The following is a 16,514-nucleotide window of genomic DNA, read 5'->3' as shown; positions in this document are numbered from 1 at the left end:
TCAAAAGAACAATCATAAAAAAATCCTGCTCAACGGCAGGATTTTTTATTTGCTATAAAGATGATTTTATTTCGTATTACTTGTAGCAATCACAAATTTCAATTTGTTTTTTACCCCAATTTGTAACACATCAACCAAGTCTTGCACTTGTAAATTATAGGGAATACGTACGACTATCGTTTCTTCTGAACCAGGAGTTACTTTCGATAATAATTCCGATTCCAATTGGTCAAAGGCAACTTCCTGTTTGTCCAAAAAGTATTTTTTATCTTCTGTGACAGACAAACTAATCAATTGCTTATTGGTCTTCTCGTTATTTTTTGACTTGGGCAACGTCATTTTAATCACGTTCGGATTGGCCAAAGTGGAAATAATCAAAAAGAACAATAACAAAAAGAACATAATGTCGCTCAACGAAGAGGTGGCGACTTCTGCGTGAAAACGTTTATTTCGACGAACCATTTGGACGTTGGATTATGTTAACAAATTCTAATACTTGACGTTGAATGCTCAATACAAAGCTGTCAATTTTTCCGTTGAATAAGTGATATGCCGAATAAGCAATGATACCCACCACCAAACCAGCTCCCGAACTGATCATCTTTTCATACAAACCCCCTGAAATATTTCCGATACTGATATCTTCCGTTTGGGAAATGCTGTAAAAGATTTTGATTACCCCAGAAATGGTTCCGATAAATCCTAACGTTGGTGCAATACCTGCAATAAGTCCTAAATGGCCCAATTTCTTTTCCATTTCTCCCACTTCAATATTGGCAGCACGCTCCATATTCGATTCAATTTCAGCGATAGGGCGACCAATGGTTAAAATTCCTTCACGTAATACCGATCCTGAAGCCGAATTGCTACGCTCAGTAAACGCAACTGCACGTTTTAATTCGCCTTCACCTAAGGCTTCACGAACATCACGGGTTAAATTGGGATCGATTTTGGAGCGCTTGCTGATGTACATCCAGCGTTCCATGATAATGTATAAGGTATAAAATAATAAAAGGGCAATCGGAATTAGAAAAAATCCTCCTTTGGTTACAAATTCCAAAACGGAAATTTCTTTAATAGCTACCGTGTTTTGGACCACTGCTCCAGTAGCTTGCGCGATAGAATCGTTTTGAACTTGAAGAAAAAATAGATTCATGATGTTTCTTTAGTTTTTTAGTAATGGAATTATTCTCAATTTTGCCTTAAAGATAAAAGCAGTTACAATACTAAACTAAATTTTTAGTAAATTATTTTGTCTTAAAAATAGTTATCAAAAAAGAAATGAACTACACCGAAACCGTAGAATGGATGTTCAATCGCTTGCCCATGTTTCAGCAAGTCGGCGCATCTGCCTATAAGAAAGACCTAACCAATACCTTAGCCTTAGCCAATCATTTGGGAAATCCCGAAAAACAATTGCGTTGCATCCATGTTGCAGGTACCAATGGCAAAGGATCAACCTCCCATTTGTTAGCTTCCGTCTTGCAAGAAGCGGGCTACAAAGTAGGTTTGTATACCTCGCCCCACTTGAAGGATTATCGCGAACGGATTAAAATTAATGGCACCATGATTCCGGAATCGTTTGTGGTCGATTTTGTGGCTCAACACAAAATTTTCCTTGAAGCTCAAGAATTGAGTTTTTTTGAAATGACTGTCGGACTCGCCTTTGATTATTTTGCTAAAGAACAAACCGATATCAACATCATTGAAGTGGGTATGGGAGGAAGATTGGATTCGACCAATATTATCACACCGTTGTTGTCTGTGATTACCAACATTGGTTTGGATCATACCCAGTTTCTTGGAGATACCCTTGAAGCTATTGCGGGAGAGAAAGCGGGTATTATCAAAGCAAGTATCCCTGTTATAATTGGTGAATATACGCATGAAACCCGGACGGTATTTGAAACAAAAGCAGCGCAAACGCAGAGTGCGATCTATTTAGCCTCCGACATACAAACGCAAACCTATCCTTCAGCCTTAAAAGGGGCTTATCAAGAAGCCAATAAAAAAACGGTACAACAAGCTTTGACTGTATTAAAGTCGGTGAGCAATTTTGACATTACAGAAAGTCAAATTCAGGCCGGATTTGAAAATGTAGTTGCCAATACAGGTTTGTTAGGCCGCTGGCAAGTAATGGGGGATCAGCCAAAGATTATTGCAGATACAGCACACAACGAACATGGATTACGCATTGTTTTACAACAATTAATGGAAGAGCCAAAACTACGGTTACATATTGTATTAGGCGTGGTCAATGATAAAGATTTGACGAAAATCCTTCCCTTATTTCCCAAAGATGCCCTTTATTACTTTTGCAAACCGAATATTCCAAGAGGTTTGGACGCCTCCGTTTTAGGTCAGTTAGCCTCCGATTTTGGATTGATGGGAATGGTATGTGATTCCGTTTCAAATGCTTATCAAAAGGCAAGAGAACAGGCACGTCCAGATGACGTGATTTATGTGGGTGGAAGTACGTTTGTGGTGGCCGAACTTTTTTGATTTTTTTTAAAAATTTCCTTGCAGAAACAAAAAACAGTCTTATATTTGCATCCGCAATCAAGCACTAATCGGGCGATTAGCTCAGCTGGTTCAGAGCACCTCGTTTACACCGAGGGGGTCGGGGGTTCGAACCCCTCATCGCCCACTAAAAAGCAAGTCGAAAAGACTTGCTTTTTTTATCCAAAACGTGCTATTGATTGCATCCCTTAACGGGCGATTAGCTCAGCTGGTTCAGAGCACCTCGTTTACACCGAGGGGGTCGGGGGTTCGAACCCCTCATCGCCCACCAAAACTCCTTCAGAAATGTGGGAGTTTTTTGTTTTCACCCAAGGGTCATTAACTCAGCGGTTCAGAGTGCTACCTTGACAGGGTAGAAGTCACAGGTTCGATTCCCGTATGACCCACATCAAAACTCCATCTGAAAAGGTGGAGTTTTTTGTTGTAATTCGTTTATTGGAAAAAATCTTGTAAATTTATATAACTAATTTTTTTTTCAAGATGCGATTGTATATTCCTTTATTATTGGCCATACTATTTGTCGGTTACCTGTTTTACATTGCGTTTATTCAAAAATCGTTTCGTCAAAAATGGCGAACAGAAGTCTTGCCTGGATTCTTTTTCTTCGGGGTTTGGGGAGTAATCTATTATTGGGTAATTCATTAATTAATTGAGATGGCTCAAAATAAAACAACATACACGGGGAAAGATGTTCCTGAATTTATCCTGTCTTTTGTTGAAAATGAACAAAAGCGTCAAGATAGTTTTCAATTGGTGAAAATACTCCAAGAATGGACCGGTGAGGAACCGCGGATGTGGGGGCCAAGTATCATCGGGTTTGGGAATTATCATTATCAATATGCTAGCGGACATCAAGGCGATGCACCCGTGCTTTCTTTTTCACCTCGAAAAAATGCGATAACTTTATATTTGTATTCAAACACGGAGAAAAGTCAGGAACTGTTGCCGCAACTGGGGAAATTCACCAAAAGTAAAGCGTGTATTTATATCAAAAAATTAGAAGATATTCAGTTGCCAATTTTGTACCAACTTTGTCAAGAAACTATTGCTTACATTAAGGAACATCACGAATGTTCGTGTCGAATGCACTAATAAAAATTTTATGTCAACATTACTCGTCTTTTTATTTGGTTTTTCTTTAGTACTAAAATTAATTCCAGCATCAAAACCCAATTATTTCTACGGGTATCAATTGGGAAGTGCAAAAGTGAGTCAGGTCCATTGGAAAATAGCCCAAGCAGTAGCGCCCAACTATTTGATGGCATTGTATGGATTCTCGTTTGGCCTAAATTGGTTTTTAGAAACTAAAGGATATGATGCTGTTTGGGCATTAGCACTACTGTTGCCAGGTACGGTATTGGTTTATATTTTAATGGAACGCCGATTGAGTCGCGTCAATGAGGAAGGTGTCGATTGATTTATTGTTAGCGAATAAATTCGAAAGCGTAAGTAAACTATGAGCTTTTTCAATATAGGTTACCCGTGCACAGTTTCTTTATTGCCGTATCTTGAAATAATCGAGGTTTCATAGGCAATCCATTCTTTCCAGCGTTTTTCCACATCAACATTTTCGGAATATTGTCGGGCAAAATTTAAAAAGGTAGTATAATGTCCCGCTTCACTTATCATCAGTTCCCGATAGAATTGTGCCAATTCGGGGTCTTTGATGTTGGTGGATAACACTTTAAAACGCTCGCAACTTCTAGCTTCAATCATGGCGGCAAATAATAAGCGTTCGATCAAAGCATCGTTCCTACTCCCGTCTTTTTTCATGAATTTGACCAAATCACCCACATAATCGTCTTTGCGTTCGCGGCCTAAAACATACCCGCGCTTTTTGATGACTTCGTGTACCATTTCAAAATGCTCCAATTCTTCTCGTGCAATGCGCAACATTTCCGTAACCAAATCTACTTTTTCTGAATTGTTGACAATAATATAAATCGCATTGGAAGCGGCTTTCTGTTCGCACCAAGCGTGATCGGTTAAGATTTCTTCAATGTTTGTTTCCACGATATTTACCCAACGTGGGTCGGTAGCCAATTGTAATCCAAGCATAACGATTGCGTTTTGATGCCACAAAATTAAATGTTTTCTTTGTAGTAATGGAACAGAAAAAGCTACTTTTTATCGGACTCGTGTGGCCCGAACCGAAATCCTCTGCGGCGGGAACGCGCTCGTTGCAATTGCTGGACCTGTTTCAGGCGCAAGGATATACCGTAACGGTAGCTTCAGCGGCTCAAAATTTGGAGTTTTCAGCATCAATGGCCGATTTAGGCTATGCCTTTCAACCGATAGCAGTGAATGATCCCGCTTTTGATCGTTGGATAACTGATTATTGTCCGGATGTAGTGATTTTTGACCGTTTTATTACCGAAGAACAATTTGGGTGGCGCGTGCGTGAATGTTGTCCAAATGCAATGACACTTTTAGATACAATTGATGTTCATTTTTTACGACTAGCCCGACAAGAATCCGTGAAAAAGGAACAGCCTTTGGATCGAACTCTTCTTCTCTCGGATACGGCCAAGAGGGAATTGGCTTCCTATTATCGTTGTGATTGGGTACTCGTAATTTCTCAGTTTGAGTACGATTGGCTTCAAAAAGAATGGCAATTTCCCGCAACACAATTATTGTATTTGCCATTGTTTGGTGAAAAATCCCCAGCAATTGTTCCGTTAGAGAGACGGGCCGACTTTGTGTTTATCGGAAATTTTATTCACGAACCCAATTGGGACGCGGTGAAAATACTCAAGCAAGAAGTTTGGCCGCGCATTCGAAAACAACTACCCAAGGCACAATTACAGATATATGGCGCTTATGCTACTGATAAAGTGAATCAACTTCATAATCCAGCGCAAGGATTTTTTATTAAAGGTAGGGCCGATGATGCATTACAAGTGCTTTCTGAAGCGAAACTACTTTTGGCACCCTTACGTTTTGGAGCGGGAATCAAAGGGAAACTGATGGAAGCAATGCAAGTAGGTACGCCTTCCATAACGACAACCATCGGAGCGGAAGGAATGCAATTTGAGAACTTATGGAATGGAGCAATCGCCAACGATTGGGATGATTTTGCCAACCAAGCAGTTCGTTTTTATAATAACCCAATTGATTGGGAACAAGCGCAACACAACGGATTTGAAATACTTTTACATCAATTTTCTAGAGAAAAATTCCAAGTTGAATTTTGGAATACTTTTTCAGAAAGCCTTATTAATAGTAAGTCACACCGGGAACGAAATGTTATCGGACAATTGTTGAATCATCATTCCTTACAGAGTACAAAGTACATGGCCAAATGGATAGAGGCCAAAAATGGAAAATAAAAAAAGCTCCCATTTTGGAGCTTTCCTTTTATTCGGTCAATTTGAAATTATAGACAATCGTTCCTACTTGCCGTTCAGCGCCATCAGGACTTGCGGACCATTTGGTTTGCATCGCCGCAATTTTCGCTTGTGTGGCTAAACAGGATGCGGGGTTAGTTGTACCCCTAGCACCAGGCTTGGCTTCAATGACATTTCCGTTTTTATCAACCGTAATTTGTACAGCCACCAAACCGGATTCGTTACAAGTGTAGGCTGGCTGAGGTTTATTTAAGGCTTTTCTACCATTTAAAAAATACCCGGGTCCGTTTCCGGGTCCGTGGCCGCTTCCATTTCCGCCGCCTGAACCGCTTCCGCTTCCAGGTCCGGTGCCTGTTCCATTGCCAGAACCGTTACCGCCGCCCGTTCCTCCACCAGAACCACCGCTACCATAATAGCCATTGGAACCCAAACTTCCGTTGGTTTTTCCTTTGTTTCCTCCAGCAGCATCGTCGCCGTCACCGCCTTTTTTATTGCCTTTTAAGATATTGGCTAAAGCGTCGTCCACTTTGCGCACGGGCTGTTTTACTTCGACGGGTTTGGTAACTTTTACAGGTTGTGTAACCGGAGTTGTTGGTTTTTTGATGGGCTCGTTTTTAGGAACAACCACATCTGTTTTATCGCCATCCGTATCTTCTGATATAATACTTTCTTCGGGAGCCGCGGTTGGAGTGGATTTAGCGGTATTGGACACATTAAGCTCTTCACTTTGATAATTTGATCCTGATCCAAAATCACTATCGCCAAAATTAACCGTAACGCCACCGCCACCGCCACCACCAGCAATCATGGCTGCCAGTTCCGCATCTGAAGGAGGCCAAAACGTAATTGAGCGTAAAAACAACATAAAAGCGATAGTGCAATACGTGCTGAGAATACGCGATTTGTTTTTATCAGTGAGTTGAGTTTTTTGAAGAAACTTATAGAGTACTATGAATAATGCTGGAAAAAGGACCAACAAAAAAACAGGGAGTGGTAAAAACTTGAAAAGACTTTTAAATAAACCAATCTTACTCATGTGTGTTGCGGTTTGTTTTTTTAACGCTGAAAAATACAAAAAATTATAGTAAACCCGACTATACGCTCTTGGGAAGTGTTTTTTGGAGCCAAAAATAACCCAAAATTCCAGAAAGCGTTGAAGCAATAACAATCACGAATTTACTGTTGTTGATTATTTCAACATCTGCAAAAGCCAAGAGTGTAATGAAAATCGACATGGTAAATCCGATACCTCCCAACATGCCGAGTCCGGTTAATCGCTTCCAAGTGAACCCTTCAGGCAATTGGGTAATTTTCAATTTAACGGTTAGCCAACTGAATAATAGGATACCCAAAGGTTTTCCAAAAACTAATCCGAATACAATTCCTAAGCTGTAGGGTTGTGATAAGGTTTTTACAAAATCACCTTCAATGACTACAGCAGTATTGCAAAGTGCAAAAATGGGTATGATTAGAAAAGCTACGGGATGGTGCAGCCAATGTTGGAGTTGATACGAGATGGTGTTGGGTTTTCCATTTTCAAAAGGAATCGCAAAGGCTAATAAAACACCTGTAATTGTTGCGTGAACACCCGAATGCAGCATAAAATACCACATGAAGATTCCACCGATTAAGTACCATAACAAATTGTTTACTTTTAATCGGTTGAGGATAAGTAAAACCCCAAAAATGCCTAAAGATATTGCTAGGTTGATTAGATTGATATCGTCGGTATAGAAAAGGGCAATCATGATAATGGCGCCCAAGTCATCGATAACGGCCAATGCGGTTAAAAATACTTTTAATGCCGGCGGAACACGGTTTCCGAGTAATGATAAAATTCCAATAGCAAAAGCAATGTCAGTTGCCATAGGGATTCCGTAGCCCTTATGCGTAGAAGTGTTGTGGTTGAAAAAGGTGAATAATAGCGCCGGAATCAACATGCCCCCTAAAGCACCTGCCAGCGGTAGTGCTGCATCTTTGATTTTTGATAATTCACCAATGTAGACTTCCCGCTCCAATTCGAGTCCGATCAACAAAAAGAAAATCGCCATCAATCCGTCGTTGATCCAATACTCAGCCGGCTGATTTCCGATAGGCGTATGCCACAAATGAATATAGGATTCCGACCAACTGGAATTGGCTAAAAAAAGCGAAACGGCGGTACAGATGACAAGCACCAGTCCACCCGCTTTTTCACTTTCAAAAAAGGAAGAAAACAGTTTTGTGATTTTCATTTACACCAATTGTTGTAATGCGATTTCAAATGCTGTTGCACTAATGTTGTGTTTGTCTGCTTTACGATCGTGAACACGTTCGATGGCTTTTTTAATCGTTTCTGATGTGTCGTAGAAAATCGCTTCGTCTGTCATTTGAACTTTTTTCTCCATGAAATAGGCAAACACACGCGCCATTCCGCAATTAGAGATGAAGTCAGGAATTAAACTCACCCGACTATCGACATGTTCCATTATAGGTCCGAAGAAAATTTCTTTATCGGCAAAAGGTACGTTGGCACCACAAGTGATGACTTCCAAACCGCTACCTATCATGGCATCTACTTGATCTTGCGTCACCAAGCGCGAAGCGGCACAAGGGGCAAAAATATGCGCACCGATGGACCAGATTTTAGCATTAATTTCTTCGAAAGGAATCATGTTTTCGGCTACAAGTTTATTCCCGTCTTTGTTTAAAAACAAGCGTTTGATTTCTTCGTAATTAAAACCATTTTCATTAATCACTCCGCCTTCACGATCAATGATACCAACTACTTTGACCCCCATTTCGGCAAGATAAAAAGCAGCGGCCGAACCCACATTTCCAAAACCTTGAACAATTGCTTTTTTGCCATGGTAATCGCCGCCATAAGTGTTGTAATAGTGGCGAACCGCTTCGGCTACTCCATAGCCAGTAATCATGTCGGCTACGGTATATTTGCGTAAAACGTCGGGAGAGAATTTTGGGTTTTCAATTACTTTGATAACGCCTTGGCGCAATTGACCAATACGGTTGATTTTATCTGCTTCGGTGGGTTTGAAATGACCGTTGAAAACACCTTCTTGCGGGTGCCAAACGCCACATTCTTCCGTCATCGGGATTACTTCATGGATTTCGTCTACATTCAAATCACCGCCGGTGCCGTAATAACTTTTTAAAAGAGGCGATACCGCTTTGTACCAACGTTTCAATACGTCTTTTTTGCGAGGATCGTTAGGGTCAAAGTTGATTCCCGATTTTGCACCACCAATAGCAGGACCAGAAACTGTGAATTTTACTTCCATGGTTTTAGCCAATGAAAGCACTTCATTCATGTCAAGTCCTTTGCGCATACGGGTTCCACCGCCGGCAGCACCGCCACGAAGGGAGTTGATTACCGTCCAGCCTTCCGCATCGGTTTCGCTATCTTTCCAGTTGAATACAATTTCGGGTTGTTTATTTTCGAATTTTTTAAGTAAGTCTTTCATTGTGGTTTGTTTGTGGGGCAAAAATACGGATTCATTCACGATATGCCAATAAAAAACGCCCCTTTGCTGAGGCGTTTGTTTTGAAATTATTTCTTTTTTGCCGCTTTTTCTTTGTTGGCTTTGTAACGCATGTCTGCTGTACCGTCTTTTTTTAGGGGTCCTTCCGGTTTTTTATTTTCCTTAAAACGTTTGTCCGGAGTTCCATCTTTTTTCAATTTAGGAGCTGGAGGCGGAGGTGGCGGAGCCGTTTCTTTTCCTTTGGCTTTTCCTTGAGTTTGTTTGACTTCTTTTTTGGCTTTGTCTTCTTTTTTAGCCGGTTGTTGGGCTACAGCACTGAGTGTAAAGGTAGCCGCCAACAATAGGGATGCAAGTACTTTTTTCATGGTTTCTTGATTTTGATTATATGATAAAGTTAACGCATTGATTTTAATTTTGTTTTAGCTAAGGACTTAAATCCAACTTAAATTTTTATTTTCACGAAATAAATTTCAATTTCTGTTTTATGAAAGCCAAGATCGTCCTTTATTTTCTTTTTGTATCCCTTCCTTTATTCGCTCAAAGTAAAAAAATTTTAAAACAAGCCGCTGAAATTGAAGCGGAGGGGAGAATGCTTTACCGGTCAGAAATGGCTTCATGGTACGGTTCCGATTTATTCATGGAAACATTTAAAAATAACACATCACGTATTGGAGGCTATATCTCATATCCACAAGGAGAGGAAACCAAGTGTGTTTTTTATTCTAATGACACAGAACCAAAAGCGTTAGGGACTATCTCATTTGATTCTACGTTTTCTGTAAAAACGGCATTACAGGTTTACATTGAGCGCCAATTGAGTGATGTAGAAAAAGAATATGTCACACTTCGCGTTAAAGCCAAAGCGGAAATTCAAAAAGACACATTGTTTTCACATTATAAAAATTCGAGCCTCAATTTAATTCCCGTGATAAATGAGAACATGCGGCGGGTTTATGTCATCACTGGTCCGAAAAATAGTGGCGTTATTTTGTTTGGGAACGATTATGTTTTGGACTATGACAAGGATTTTAATTTACTATCAAAAAAGAAAATTCACAAAAGTTTGATTCCTTTTGAGTTCAAAAAAGATGATACTATTGTTACTAGTGGTATACACACGCATTTGGATTCAACGGGTTTATTGATGACCGCTACTGACATTTGTACTTTATTGCTTTATCAACGATTTACTTCATTAGAGAGTTATATGGTGATGTCTTCAGAATATGTTTCCATTTGGAATTGCAAGACATCCAAATTAACCGTCATGAAAAAAGAGGCTTTCATGAAAATTGTAAATGACAAACCCAAAGAGAAAAATTAATTCGGGTAAAGAATAACACCACTACAATGATCCTGTTTCGCGCCTGTCACACTCGACAAAACATTTATTTCATTGCGCAAACGCAAGACGCCTAATAGTCCAAAAATCAAGGCCTCTTTGAATTCCAAGGTTTTTGCATCGGGAATAATCAATTCCATTTCGGGTAAATGCGCCTTTATGCGTTCGATTAAAAAAGTATTGTAGGCGCCGCCACCGGTTGCCAAAAGTTTTCCTTTTTTTGAGGGTAAGGCACGTGCGGTTTGCCATCCGATATGTTCGATAAACGTACGCATAGCATCATCGGGAGTCGGATTAAATTTTTCCATTTCAGGGAGCACTTTTTCGCGAACGAATTCAAACCCTAACGATTTTGGAAAGGATTGTTGGTAGTAATCGAATGCATTGAGTGTTTCGAAAAGCTCGGTAATGATTTTTCCTGATGCCGCTATTTTTCCACTTTCATCATAAGGGAGTCCGAGTTGATTTGCATAAAAATTCAATACGGTATTCACAGGCGAAATGTCAAAGGCCAGGCGTTGACCGTTGTGTTCAAAGGAAACATTGGAAAATCCGCCTAGATTTAAGCAATAGGTATATTCGTTAAATAAAGTGCGGTCACCAATGGGAACGAGCGGCGCACCTTGTCCGCCCATTTTAACATCTTGCACGCGAAAATCGCACACTACCGTTTGTTGCACATAAGTCGCAATTTCGGGGAGATTGCCAATTTGTAAGGTGATTCCTTTTTGAGGTTGGTGCAGAATGGTATGGCCGTGAGAGCAAACCGCATCCAAATTATGGAGCTGATGATCAGCAATAAATTTCGAAATTGCAGTTCCTAAATAACTGGTGTAGTCCAAATTGATTTGTTGAAGCTCATTTTCTGAAAAGGTGATCGCGGCCTTTAATTGGGTAATCCAACTTTCAGGATAAGGTAAAGTTGCAGCTGTCCCGATTTCATAGGTCCAAAGCCCATTTTCATAGGTGAAAAATAGTTCGGCCAAGTCAATGCCGTCAAGGGATGTGCCCGACATGACACCGAGGATATGATAGGTTTGTTTAGACATTTTCTAAAATTACGAAAACGTTTGAAGTTTCGCTTTTTATATTATACATTTGGAAACCAAAATTAAAATTTACGATTTAACAAACACGATTTTTTATGGATTTTAATCTTTCCGAAGAGCATTTGATGATTCAGCAGGCGGCGCGTGATTTTGCTCAAACTGAATTGTTGCCAGGCGTTATCGAGCGTGACGAACATTCGAAGTTCCCCACAGAGCAAGTGAAAATGATGGGTGAGCTAGGTTTCATGGGTATGATGGTTGATCCCAAATACGGTGGAGCGGGTTTAGATAGCGTTTCTTACGTATTGGCGATGACTGAAATTGCTAAAGTAGATGCTTCTGCTGCGGTAATCATGTCTGTGAACAATTCCTTGGTTTGTGCCGGAATGGAAAAATACTGTAGTGAAGAACAAAAAATGAAATATTTGGTGCCTTTAGCCAAAGGGGAAGTGATTGGGGCATTTTGTTTATCTGAACCTGAAGCGGGTTCTGATGCAACGTCTCAAAAAACGACTGCCATTGATATGGGGGATTACTACCTGTTGAATGGTACTAAAAACTGGATCACCAACGGTTCGACAGCTTCTACTTATCTAGTTATTGCGCAAACCGATGTTGAAAAAGGGCATAAAGGAATCAATGCGTTTATTGTGGAACGCGGATGGGAAGGTTTTGAAATCGGACCTAAAGAAAAGAAAATGGGGATTCGTGGATCGGATACGCATTCATTAATGTTTACCGATGTGAAAGTTCCGAAAGAAAACCGTATTGGTGCTGACGGATTTGGATTCTCTTTTGCAATGAATGTCTTGAATGGCGGCCGTATTGGTATTGCTTCACAAGCTTTAGGAATTGCTTATGGAGCGTATGAATTGGCATTGAAATACTCCCAAGAGCGCAAAGCCTTTGGAAAAGAAATCTTCAAACACCAAGCAATTGCTTTCAAATTAGCGGATATGTATGTAAAAACAACAGCTGCAAAACTGTTAGTGATGAAAGCTGCCGTTGAAAAAGATGAAGGAAAAGATATTGCACATAGTGGTGCGATGGCTAAATTATATGCTTCTGAAGTAGCTTTAGAAGTGGCTAATGAGGCAGTACAAATTCACGGCGGTAACGGTTATGTAGCCGAATACCATGTAGAGCGTATGATGCGCGATTCGAAGATTACCCAAATTTATGAGGGAACTTCTGAAATCCAGCGTATTGTTATTTCACGCGGACTCATTACTTAATTTTTATATGTATATTGAAAAGACCTCCCTTAGTGGAGGTTTTTTTGTATCAAAAAGTTTATACCTTAGCGGTATGTTTGACGAACTTAAATATTGGTATTTGCGTGATCATAAGTTGTTTAGGACATTGAGTATGTCCCAAATTCGGCAGTTGTGTATCATAACAGGATTCAAAAAAGCACAAAAAGGCGATGTGATTTACTTTGGGACCAGTGAAATGCCTCGAATTTATTTGCTAAAAAAAGGGAGTATCAAAATCGTTTCTTTGGATGATGAAGGCAATGAGATTGTAAAAGACGTTATTCAAAAGGGCGATTTGTTTGGTCATTTAGAATTGGATGAAGGCGATGAAGGAAATGAATATGCCAAAGCGTTGACACCTGAAGTTTCTATTTGCAGCTTTTTACAATCCGATTTTGAACAACTCATGTTGAAACATCCTGATTTGGCATTGTCCTACACGAAATTCGTCGGATTGAAAATGAAGCGATTGCGAAACAATTACAATAATTTGATTTCTAAAGATGCAAAATCCCGATTGGTTTCATTTTTTACTGAATGGGCTGAGCGCGAAGGCACGGAAATCGAAGGACGCATTCATTTTGAAAATTATCTGACTCAAAACGATATCGCTCAAATCATTTGTACTTCACGACAAACCGCCGTTCAACTCCTTACTGAATTAGAGAATAAAGGCTTGATTTATTACAGTCGGAAAGAAATAATTATTGAAAATCTTCAAAAATTAAAAGAAATATAGTGCGAATGTCGGCTTCTTGACATTTCCCTTCTTGGGGTCATACTAATTTTGAATAAAAAAAGTATGAAAAAGCACTCTAAAACTATTGTTTTGTTTTTATCCCTTCTTTTGATGTCTTGTCAAGAAGAAGGGGTACTAACACAGCGTCGTCCCGTTGGGGCAGATCTCACTCCCAATGCACTATTGCGGTATCAAGCCAATTTTACCACAACGGATTTTATTTCAGGAGCTGGAAAAGTTGCCATTTATTTGGACGAAGGCCGCTACAAATTAAAATTGGTCGATTACACCATTCAAGAGGGACCCGATTTAAAGGTATACCTCTCCCAATCCGATGTTCCCAATAATTTTATCAATTTAGGGAATCTCGAACCCTCGCAAATTTATCTTATCCCTGAAAATGTAAGTTTTTCAACCTACAACTATGTTCTAATTCACTGCCAGCAGTACAATCATTTGTTTGCGCATGGCCAATTAATTCCGCAACCATGAGAGTCTATTTAATTGTAATCTGTTTTGTTTGCTGTGTTTTCAATTTAAAGGCACAAGGCTGCAGTGATGCGGGTGTTTGCACGGTAAATTCCTTAAATAGTAAGGAGGAAGATATTTTTAAAAATACATTAGCCTATTCTGTGTCGTATGGAAAAGGGGAAGCAGATGTGTTTTATGTTGCCCATTTTTTAGCGTATACCAAACAATGGAATCCGCAACTGTCCTTTACTGCCAAAGTTACCTTGTCTACAGCAAAAGGAAGTTTCGGAACGCGTACCCAATTTGGGGATGCTTTCTTAGTGGGAAATTATCTTTTTAAAACGAAAAAGAAGTCGCAATGGGGAACAATTTTAGGCTTGAAATTTCCATTTACAGCGTCCAATTTAAAAATTAATGGCTACTCACTTCCTTTGGATTATCAATCGAGTTTGGGAACAATCGATGGGTTTTTCGGGGGAAATTGGCGGTACAAAAATTGGAATGTAGAAGGTATAGTACAAGTCCCATTCGTCAATTTAAATAAAAATTCGTATTTCTCTGAGTACAGTGGAACAACTGATTTTCCCTCCACCAATTTATTCCAACGGCAACCGGATGCCTTGCTAAAGGTTGGGTACCGCTATACCATCACTCCTCAAAAATTCAGTCTCAATCCTAGTCTTTTGGCCGTGTATCATTTGGGGGAAGATTCCTATACGAATATTTTTAATCAACAAGTAGCTCTTGAAGGTTCTTCGGGATTGACCGTAAATGGGGTCATAAATGGAGTGTATTCCTTTCAAAAAAACCAACAAATTGAGTTCACTTTGGCGACTCCCTTCGCTGTGCGTGATGTTCGTCCCGATGGTTTAACCCGAAGCCTGGTTGTTGCCCTTCAATACAATTATTCATTTTAATAAATTATCCTATGAAACTCAAATTAAGTCTACTCGCCTTTTTTATTGCTGTAATCGGTATGGCACAAAGCAATGTAAAAAATGGTATTGCTTTGCAAGGCTATGATCCCGTGTCGTATTTTGAAAATTTAGCTGCAGAAAAGGGTAGTGAAGCCTATAAAGTACAGTACAATGGCGCTTGGTATTATTTTACTTCAGAAGCGCATAAAGTCACTTTTGAGAAAAATCCATCCTATTATGAACCACAATTTGGTGGATATTGTGCTTATGGTATGTCCAAGGGGTATAAAGCCGCTGTTCAACCCGAAGCATTCACCATTTTCAACAACAAATTATACCTCAATTACAATCTGGAGGTTCGTTCAACTTGGGTAAAAGATAAAGAGGAACGCATTCAAAAAGCAGAAGAAAATTGGAAATCACTGCAAACCAAATAACAAATTACTTGCAAATGTAAAGTAGCAGACAAACAAGTGGTTGTAGGTTATTTTACTTTGTACCTACCTAATTAAAAAAATTAAAAAAATGAAAAAAATAATTACAGTACTACTCCTTTTTTTTGTAGTACAAATTGGTCAAGCGCAAACACAAGCTAAGCGCATCAAAGAATTTAATCTTGAAAATAAATTGGCTATACAAGGTTATGATCCCGTGGCTTATTTTACCCAAAAAAAGGCAGTAAAAGGGAAAAAAGAACTTTCTGTAGTTCATGAAGGGGTGCTCTATTATTTCGCCTCCAATGCGGATAAAGAACTTTTTGTGAAAAATCCGAGTGCTTATGAACCCCAATATGGTGGTTGGTGTGCATATGCTATGGGTGCCAATGGTGAAAAAGTTGAAGTAGACCCTGAAACCTTTAAAATCGTGAATGGGAAACTGTTTCTTTTTTACAATGCTTTTTTCAATAATACCTTGAAATCATGGAACAAAGATGAGGTCAATTTGAACAAAAAAGCCGATGCCAACTGGAAAAAGTTTATCAATTAATAGAGACTTTATGAATAATCATTGGATGTATTGGTTAGTAAAACTAACGGCAGCAGGGATTTTACTTCAAACCCTTTTTTTTAAATTTTCTGGAGCTGCAGAGAGTGTTTTTATCTTTAAAACCTTGGGGGTCGAACCCTTTGGACGAATTGGTTCAGGGGTTATCGAACTCATTGCAGGCGTGTTGTTGTTGTTTCCCAAAAAAGCTTGGATTGGAGCAATTATGGCTTCAATGACTATGGTTGGAGCTGTAGTGTCACATCTATTTATATTAGGGATTGAAGTGCAAAATGATGGAGGAACACTATTTATTTTGGCAATAATAACCTTGCTGTGTAGTGTGATTGTGTTGTTTGTAGAACGACATAAATGGCTGTCTTTACTCGCTACCACTTTTCGAACTTAAT

At 39.5% G+C, this 16,514-nt stretch carries 21 protein-coding genes and 3 tRNA genes; 16 read left to right on the top strand and 8 right to left on the bottom strand.

Going from position 1 to position 16,514, the window contains the following annotated elements:
• Nucleotides 1-66 precede the first annotated feature (66 nt).
• Together EQG61_RS11115 and EQG61_RS11110 are read right to left on the bottom strand one after the other, a co-directional pair.
• Nucleotides 67-462, bottom strand: coding sequence for an ExbD/TolR family protein (locus EQG61_RS11115; protein WP_129462009.1), 396 nt, complete (start codon nt 460-462; stop codon nt 67-69).
• The gene (locus tag EQG61_RS11110) at nt 446-1,156 is read right to left on the bottom strand and encodes a MotA/TolQ/ExbB proton channel family protein (RefSeq protein WP_129462008.1); all 711 of its coding nucleotides are present in this window, start codon (nt 1,154-1,156) and stop codon (nt 446-448) included. The genes EQG61_RS11115 and EQG61_RS11110 overlap by 17 nt, the downstream gene beginning before the upstream one ends.
• Nucleotides 1,157-1,281: 125 nt before the next feature.
• Between EQG61_RS11110 and EQG61_RS11105 the strand changes: the two genes are divergently transcribed.
• The 7 genes from EQG61_RS11105 to EQG61_RS11080 all read left to right on the top strand — a co-directional run bounded on the left by EQG61_RS11105 (nt 1,282) and on the right by EQG61_RS11080 (nt 3,937).
• Nucleotides 1,282-2,502: a bifunctional folylpolyglutamate synthase/dihydrofolate synthase gene (locus EQG61_RS11105; protein WP_129462007.1), complete on the top strand. Its 1,221-nt coding sequence runs from the start codon at nt 1,282-1,284 to the stop codon at nt 2,500-2,502.
• A 70-nt stretch (nt 2,503-2,572) separates the two neighbouring features.
• A tRNA-Val gene (locus EQG61_RS11100) sits at nt 2,573-2,647 on the top strand.
• Between the two features lie 66 nt (nt 2,648-2,713).
• Nucleotides 2,714-2,791 (top strand) — tRNA-Val (locus EQG61_RS11095).
• A gap of 41 nt (nt 2,792-2,832) precedes the next feature.
• Nucleotides 2,833-2,906: transfer RNA gene (locus tag EQG61_RS11090), tRNA-Val, on the top strand.
• Between the two features lie 94 nt (nt 2,907-3,000).
• A complete protein-coding gene (locus EQG61_RS13775) occupies nt 3,001-3,165 on the top strand; it encodes a hypothetical protein (RefSeq protein WP_164974929.1) in 165 nt (54 codons plus the stop codon).
• Between the two features lie 9 nt (nt 3,166-3,174).
• Nucleotides 3,175-3,612, top strand: coding sequence for a DUF1801 domain-containing protein (locus tag EQG61_RS11085; RefSeq protein ID WP_129462006.1), 438 nt, complete (start codon nt 3,175-3,177; stop codon nt 3,610-3,612).
• A gap of 10 nt (nt 3,613-3,622) precedes the next feature.
• Complete coding sequence (locus tag EQG61_RS11080; RefSeq protein ID WP_129462005.1) at nt 3,623-3,937, top strand: SdpI family protein; 315 nt, start codon at nt 3,623-3,625, stop codon at nt 3,935-3,937.
• Between the two features lie 59 nt (nt 3,938-3,996).
• Here the strand turns inward: EQG61_RS11080 and miaE are convergent, their stop codons facing one another.
• Nucleotides 3,997-4,578 carry a tRNA-(ms[2]io[6]A)-hydroxylase gene (gene miaE / locus EQG61_RS11075; RefSeq protein WP_129462004.1) on the bottom strand — a complete coding sequence of 194 codons (582 nt, stop codon included), beginning with the start codon at nt 4,576-4,578 and terminating at the stop codon, nt 3,997-3,999.
• A gap of 47 nt (nt 4,579-4,625) precedes the next feature.
• Here miaE and EQG61_RS11070 point away from each other — a divergent pair, with 47 nt between their 5' ends.
• Complete coding sequence (locus tag EQG61_RS11070; RefSeq protein WP_129462003.1) at nt 4,626-5,849, top strand: glycosyltransferase family 4 protein; 1,224 nt, start codon at nt 4,626-4,628, stop codon at nt 5,847-5,849.
• A 28-nt stretch (nt 5,850-5,877) separates the two neighbouring features.
• On the opposite strand, the gene EQG61_RS11065 is transcribed toward EQG61_RS11070, so the two are convergent.
• The 4 genes from EQG61_RS11065 to EQG61_RS11050 form a co-directional block, all read right to left on the bottom strand.
• Nucleotides 5,878-6,903 carry an energy transducer TonB gene (locus EQG61_RS11065; RefSeq protein ID WP_235829057.1) on the bottom strand — a complete coding sequence of 342 codons (1,026 nt, stop codon included), beginning with the start codon at nt 6,901-6,903 and terminating at the stop codon, nt 5,878-5,880.
• Nucleotides 6,904-6,961: 58 nt separating this feature from the next.
• Entirely contained in the window at nt 6,962-8,101 is a 1,140-nt protein-coding gene (gene nhaA / locus EQG61_RS11060; RefSeq protein ID WP_129462002.1) for a Na+/H+ antiporter NhaA, read from the bottom strand.
• A complete protein-coding gene (locus EQG61_RS11055) occupies nt 8,102-9,328 on the bottom strand; it encodes a Glu/Leu/Phe/Val dehydrogenase dimerization domain-containing protein (RefSeq protein ID WP_129462001.1) in 1,227 nt (408 codons plus the stop codon).
• A gap of 86 nt (nt 9,329-9,414) precedes the next feature.
• Nucleotides 9,415-9,711, bottom strand: a complete 297-nt coding sequence (locus EQG61_RS11050; RefSeq protein ID WP_129462000.1) for a hypothetical protein — start codon at nt 9,709-9,711, stop codon at nt 9,415-9,417.
• Between the two features lie 119 nt (nt 9,712-9,830).
• Here EQG61_RS11050 and EQG61_RS11045 point away from each other — a divergent pair, with 119 nt between their 5' ends.
• Nucleotides 9,831-10,670 (top strand): hypothetical protein, encoded by an 840-nt coding sequence (locus EQG61_RS11045; RefSeq protein WP_129461999.1) that lies wholly within the window; start codon nt 9,831-9,833, stop codon nt 10,668-10,670.
• On the opposite strand, the gene EQG61_RS11040 is transcribed toward EQG61_RS11045, so the two are convergent.
• Nucleotides 10,667-11,737 carry an anhydro-N-acetylmuramic acid kinase gene (locus tag EQG61_RS11040; RefSeq protein WP_129461998.1) on the bottom strand — a complete coding sequence of 357 codons (1,071 nt, stop codon included), beginning with the start codon at nt 11,735-11,737 and terminating at the stop codon, nt 10,667-10,669. The two genes, EQG61_RS11045 and EQG61_RS11040, sit on opposite strands and share 4 nt — an antisense overlap.
• Nucleotides 11,738-11,832: 95 nt before the next feature.
• Between EQG61_RS11040 and EQG61_RS11035 the strand changes: the two genes are divergently transcribed.
• The 7 genes from EQG61_RS11035 to EQG61_RS11005 all read left to right on the top strand — a co-directional run bounded on the left by EQG61_RS11035 (nt 11,833) and on the right by EQG61_RS11005 (nt 16,513).
• Nucleotides 11,833-12,972 (top strand): acyl-CoA dehydrogenase family protein, encoded by a 1,140-nt coding sequence (locus EQG61_RS11035; protein ID WP_129461997.1) that lies wholly within the window; start codon nt 11,833-11,835, stop codon nt 12,970-12,972.
• Nucleotides 12,973-13,045: 73 nt separating this feature from the next.
• Nucleotides 13,046-13,732, top strand: a complete 687-nt coding sequence (locus EQG61_RS11030; protein WP_129461996.1) for a Crp/Fnr family transcriptional regulator — start codon at nt 13,046-13,048, stop codon at nt 13,730-13,732.
• Nucleotides 13,733-13,795: 63 nt separating this feature from the next.
• Complete coding sequence (locus EQG61_RS11025) at nt 13,796-14,224, top strand: DM13 domain-containing protein (RefSeq protein WP_129461995.1); 429 nt, start codon at nt 13,796-13,798, stop codon at nt 14,222-14,224.
• Complete coding sequence (locus EQG61_RS11020; protein WP_129461994.1) at nt 14,221-15,120, top strand: hypothetical protein; 900 nt, start codon at nt 14,221-14,223, stop codon at nt 15,118-15,120. Before EQG61_RS11025 ends, EQG61_RS11020 begins: the two co-directional genes overlap by 4 nt.
• An 11-nt stretch (nt 15,121-15,131) precedes the next feature.
• Nucleotides 15,132-15,557 carry a YHS domain-containing (seleno)protein gene (locus EQG61_RS11015; protein WP_129461993.1) on the top strand — a complete coding sequence of 142 codons (426 nt, stop codon included), beginning with the start codon at nt 15,132-15,134 and terminating at the stop codon, nt 15,555-15,557.
• A gap of 88 nt (nt 15,558-15,645) precedes the next feature.
• Nucleotides 15,646-16,107: a YHS domain-containing (seleno)protein gene (locus EQG61_RS11010; RefSeq protein WP_129461992.1), complete on the top strand. Its 462-nt coding sequence runs from the start codon at nt 15,646-15,648 to the stop codon at nt 16,105-16,107.
• A gap of 10 nt (nt 16,108-16,117) precedes the next feature.
• On the top strand, nt 16,118-16,513 hold the full coding sequence (locus EQG61_RS11005) for a DoxX family protein (RefSeq protein WP_129461991.1): 396 nt from the start codon (nt 16,118-16,120) through the stop codon (nt 16,511-16,513).
• Nucleotide 16,514: the final 1 nt, after the last annotated feature.

It is taken from the genome of Flavobacterium stagni, from assembly GCF_004122105.1.
Lineage (GTDB): Bacteria > Bacteroidota > Bacteroidia > Flavobacteriales > Flavobacteriaceae > Flavobacterium > Flavobacterium stagni.
Note: the sequence above shows the minus strand (reverse complement) of the source record. Positions and strands in the feature narration are given on the sequence as shown.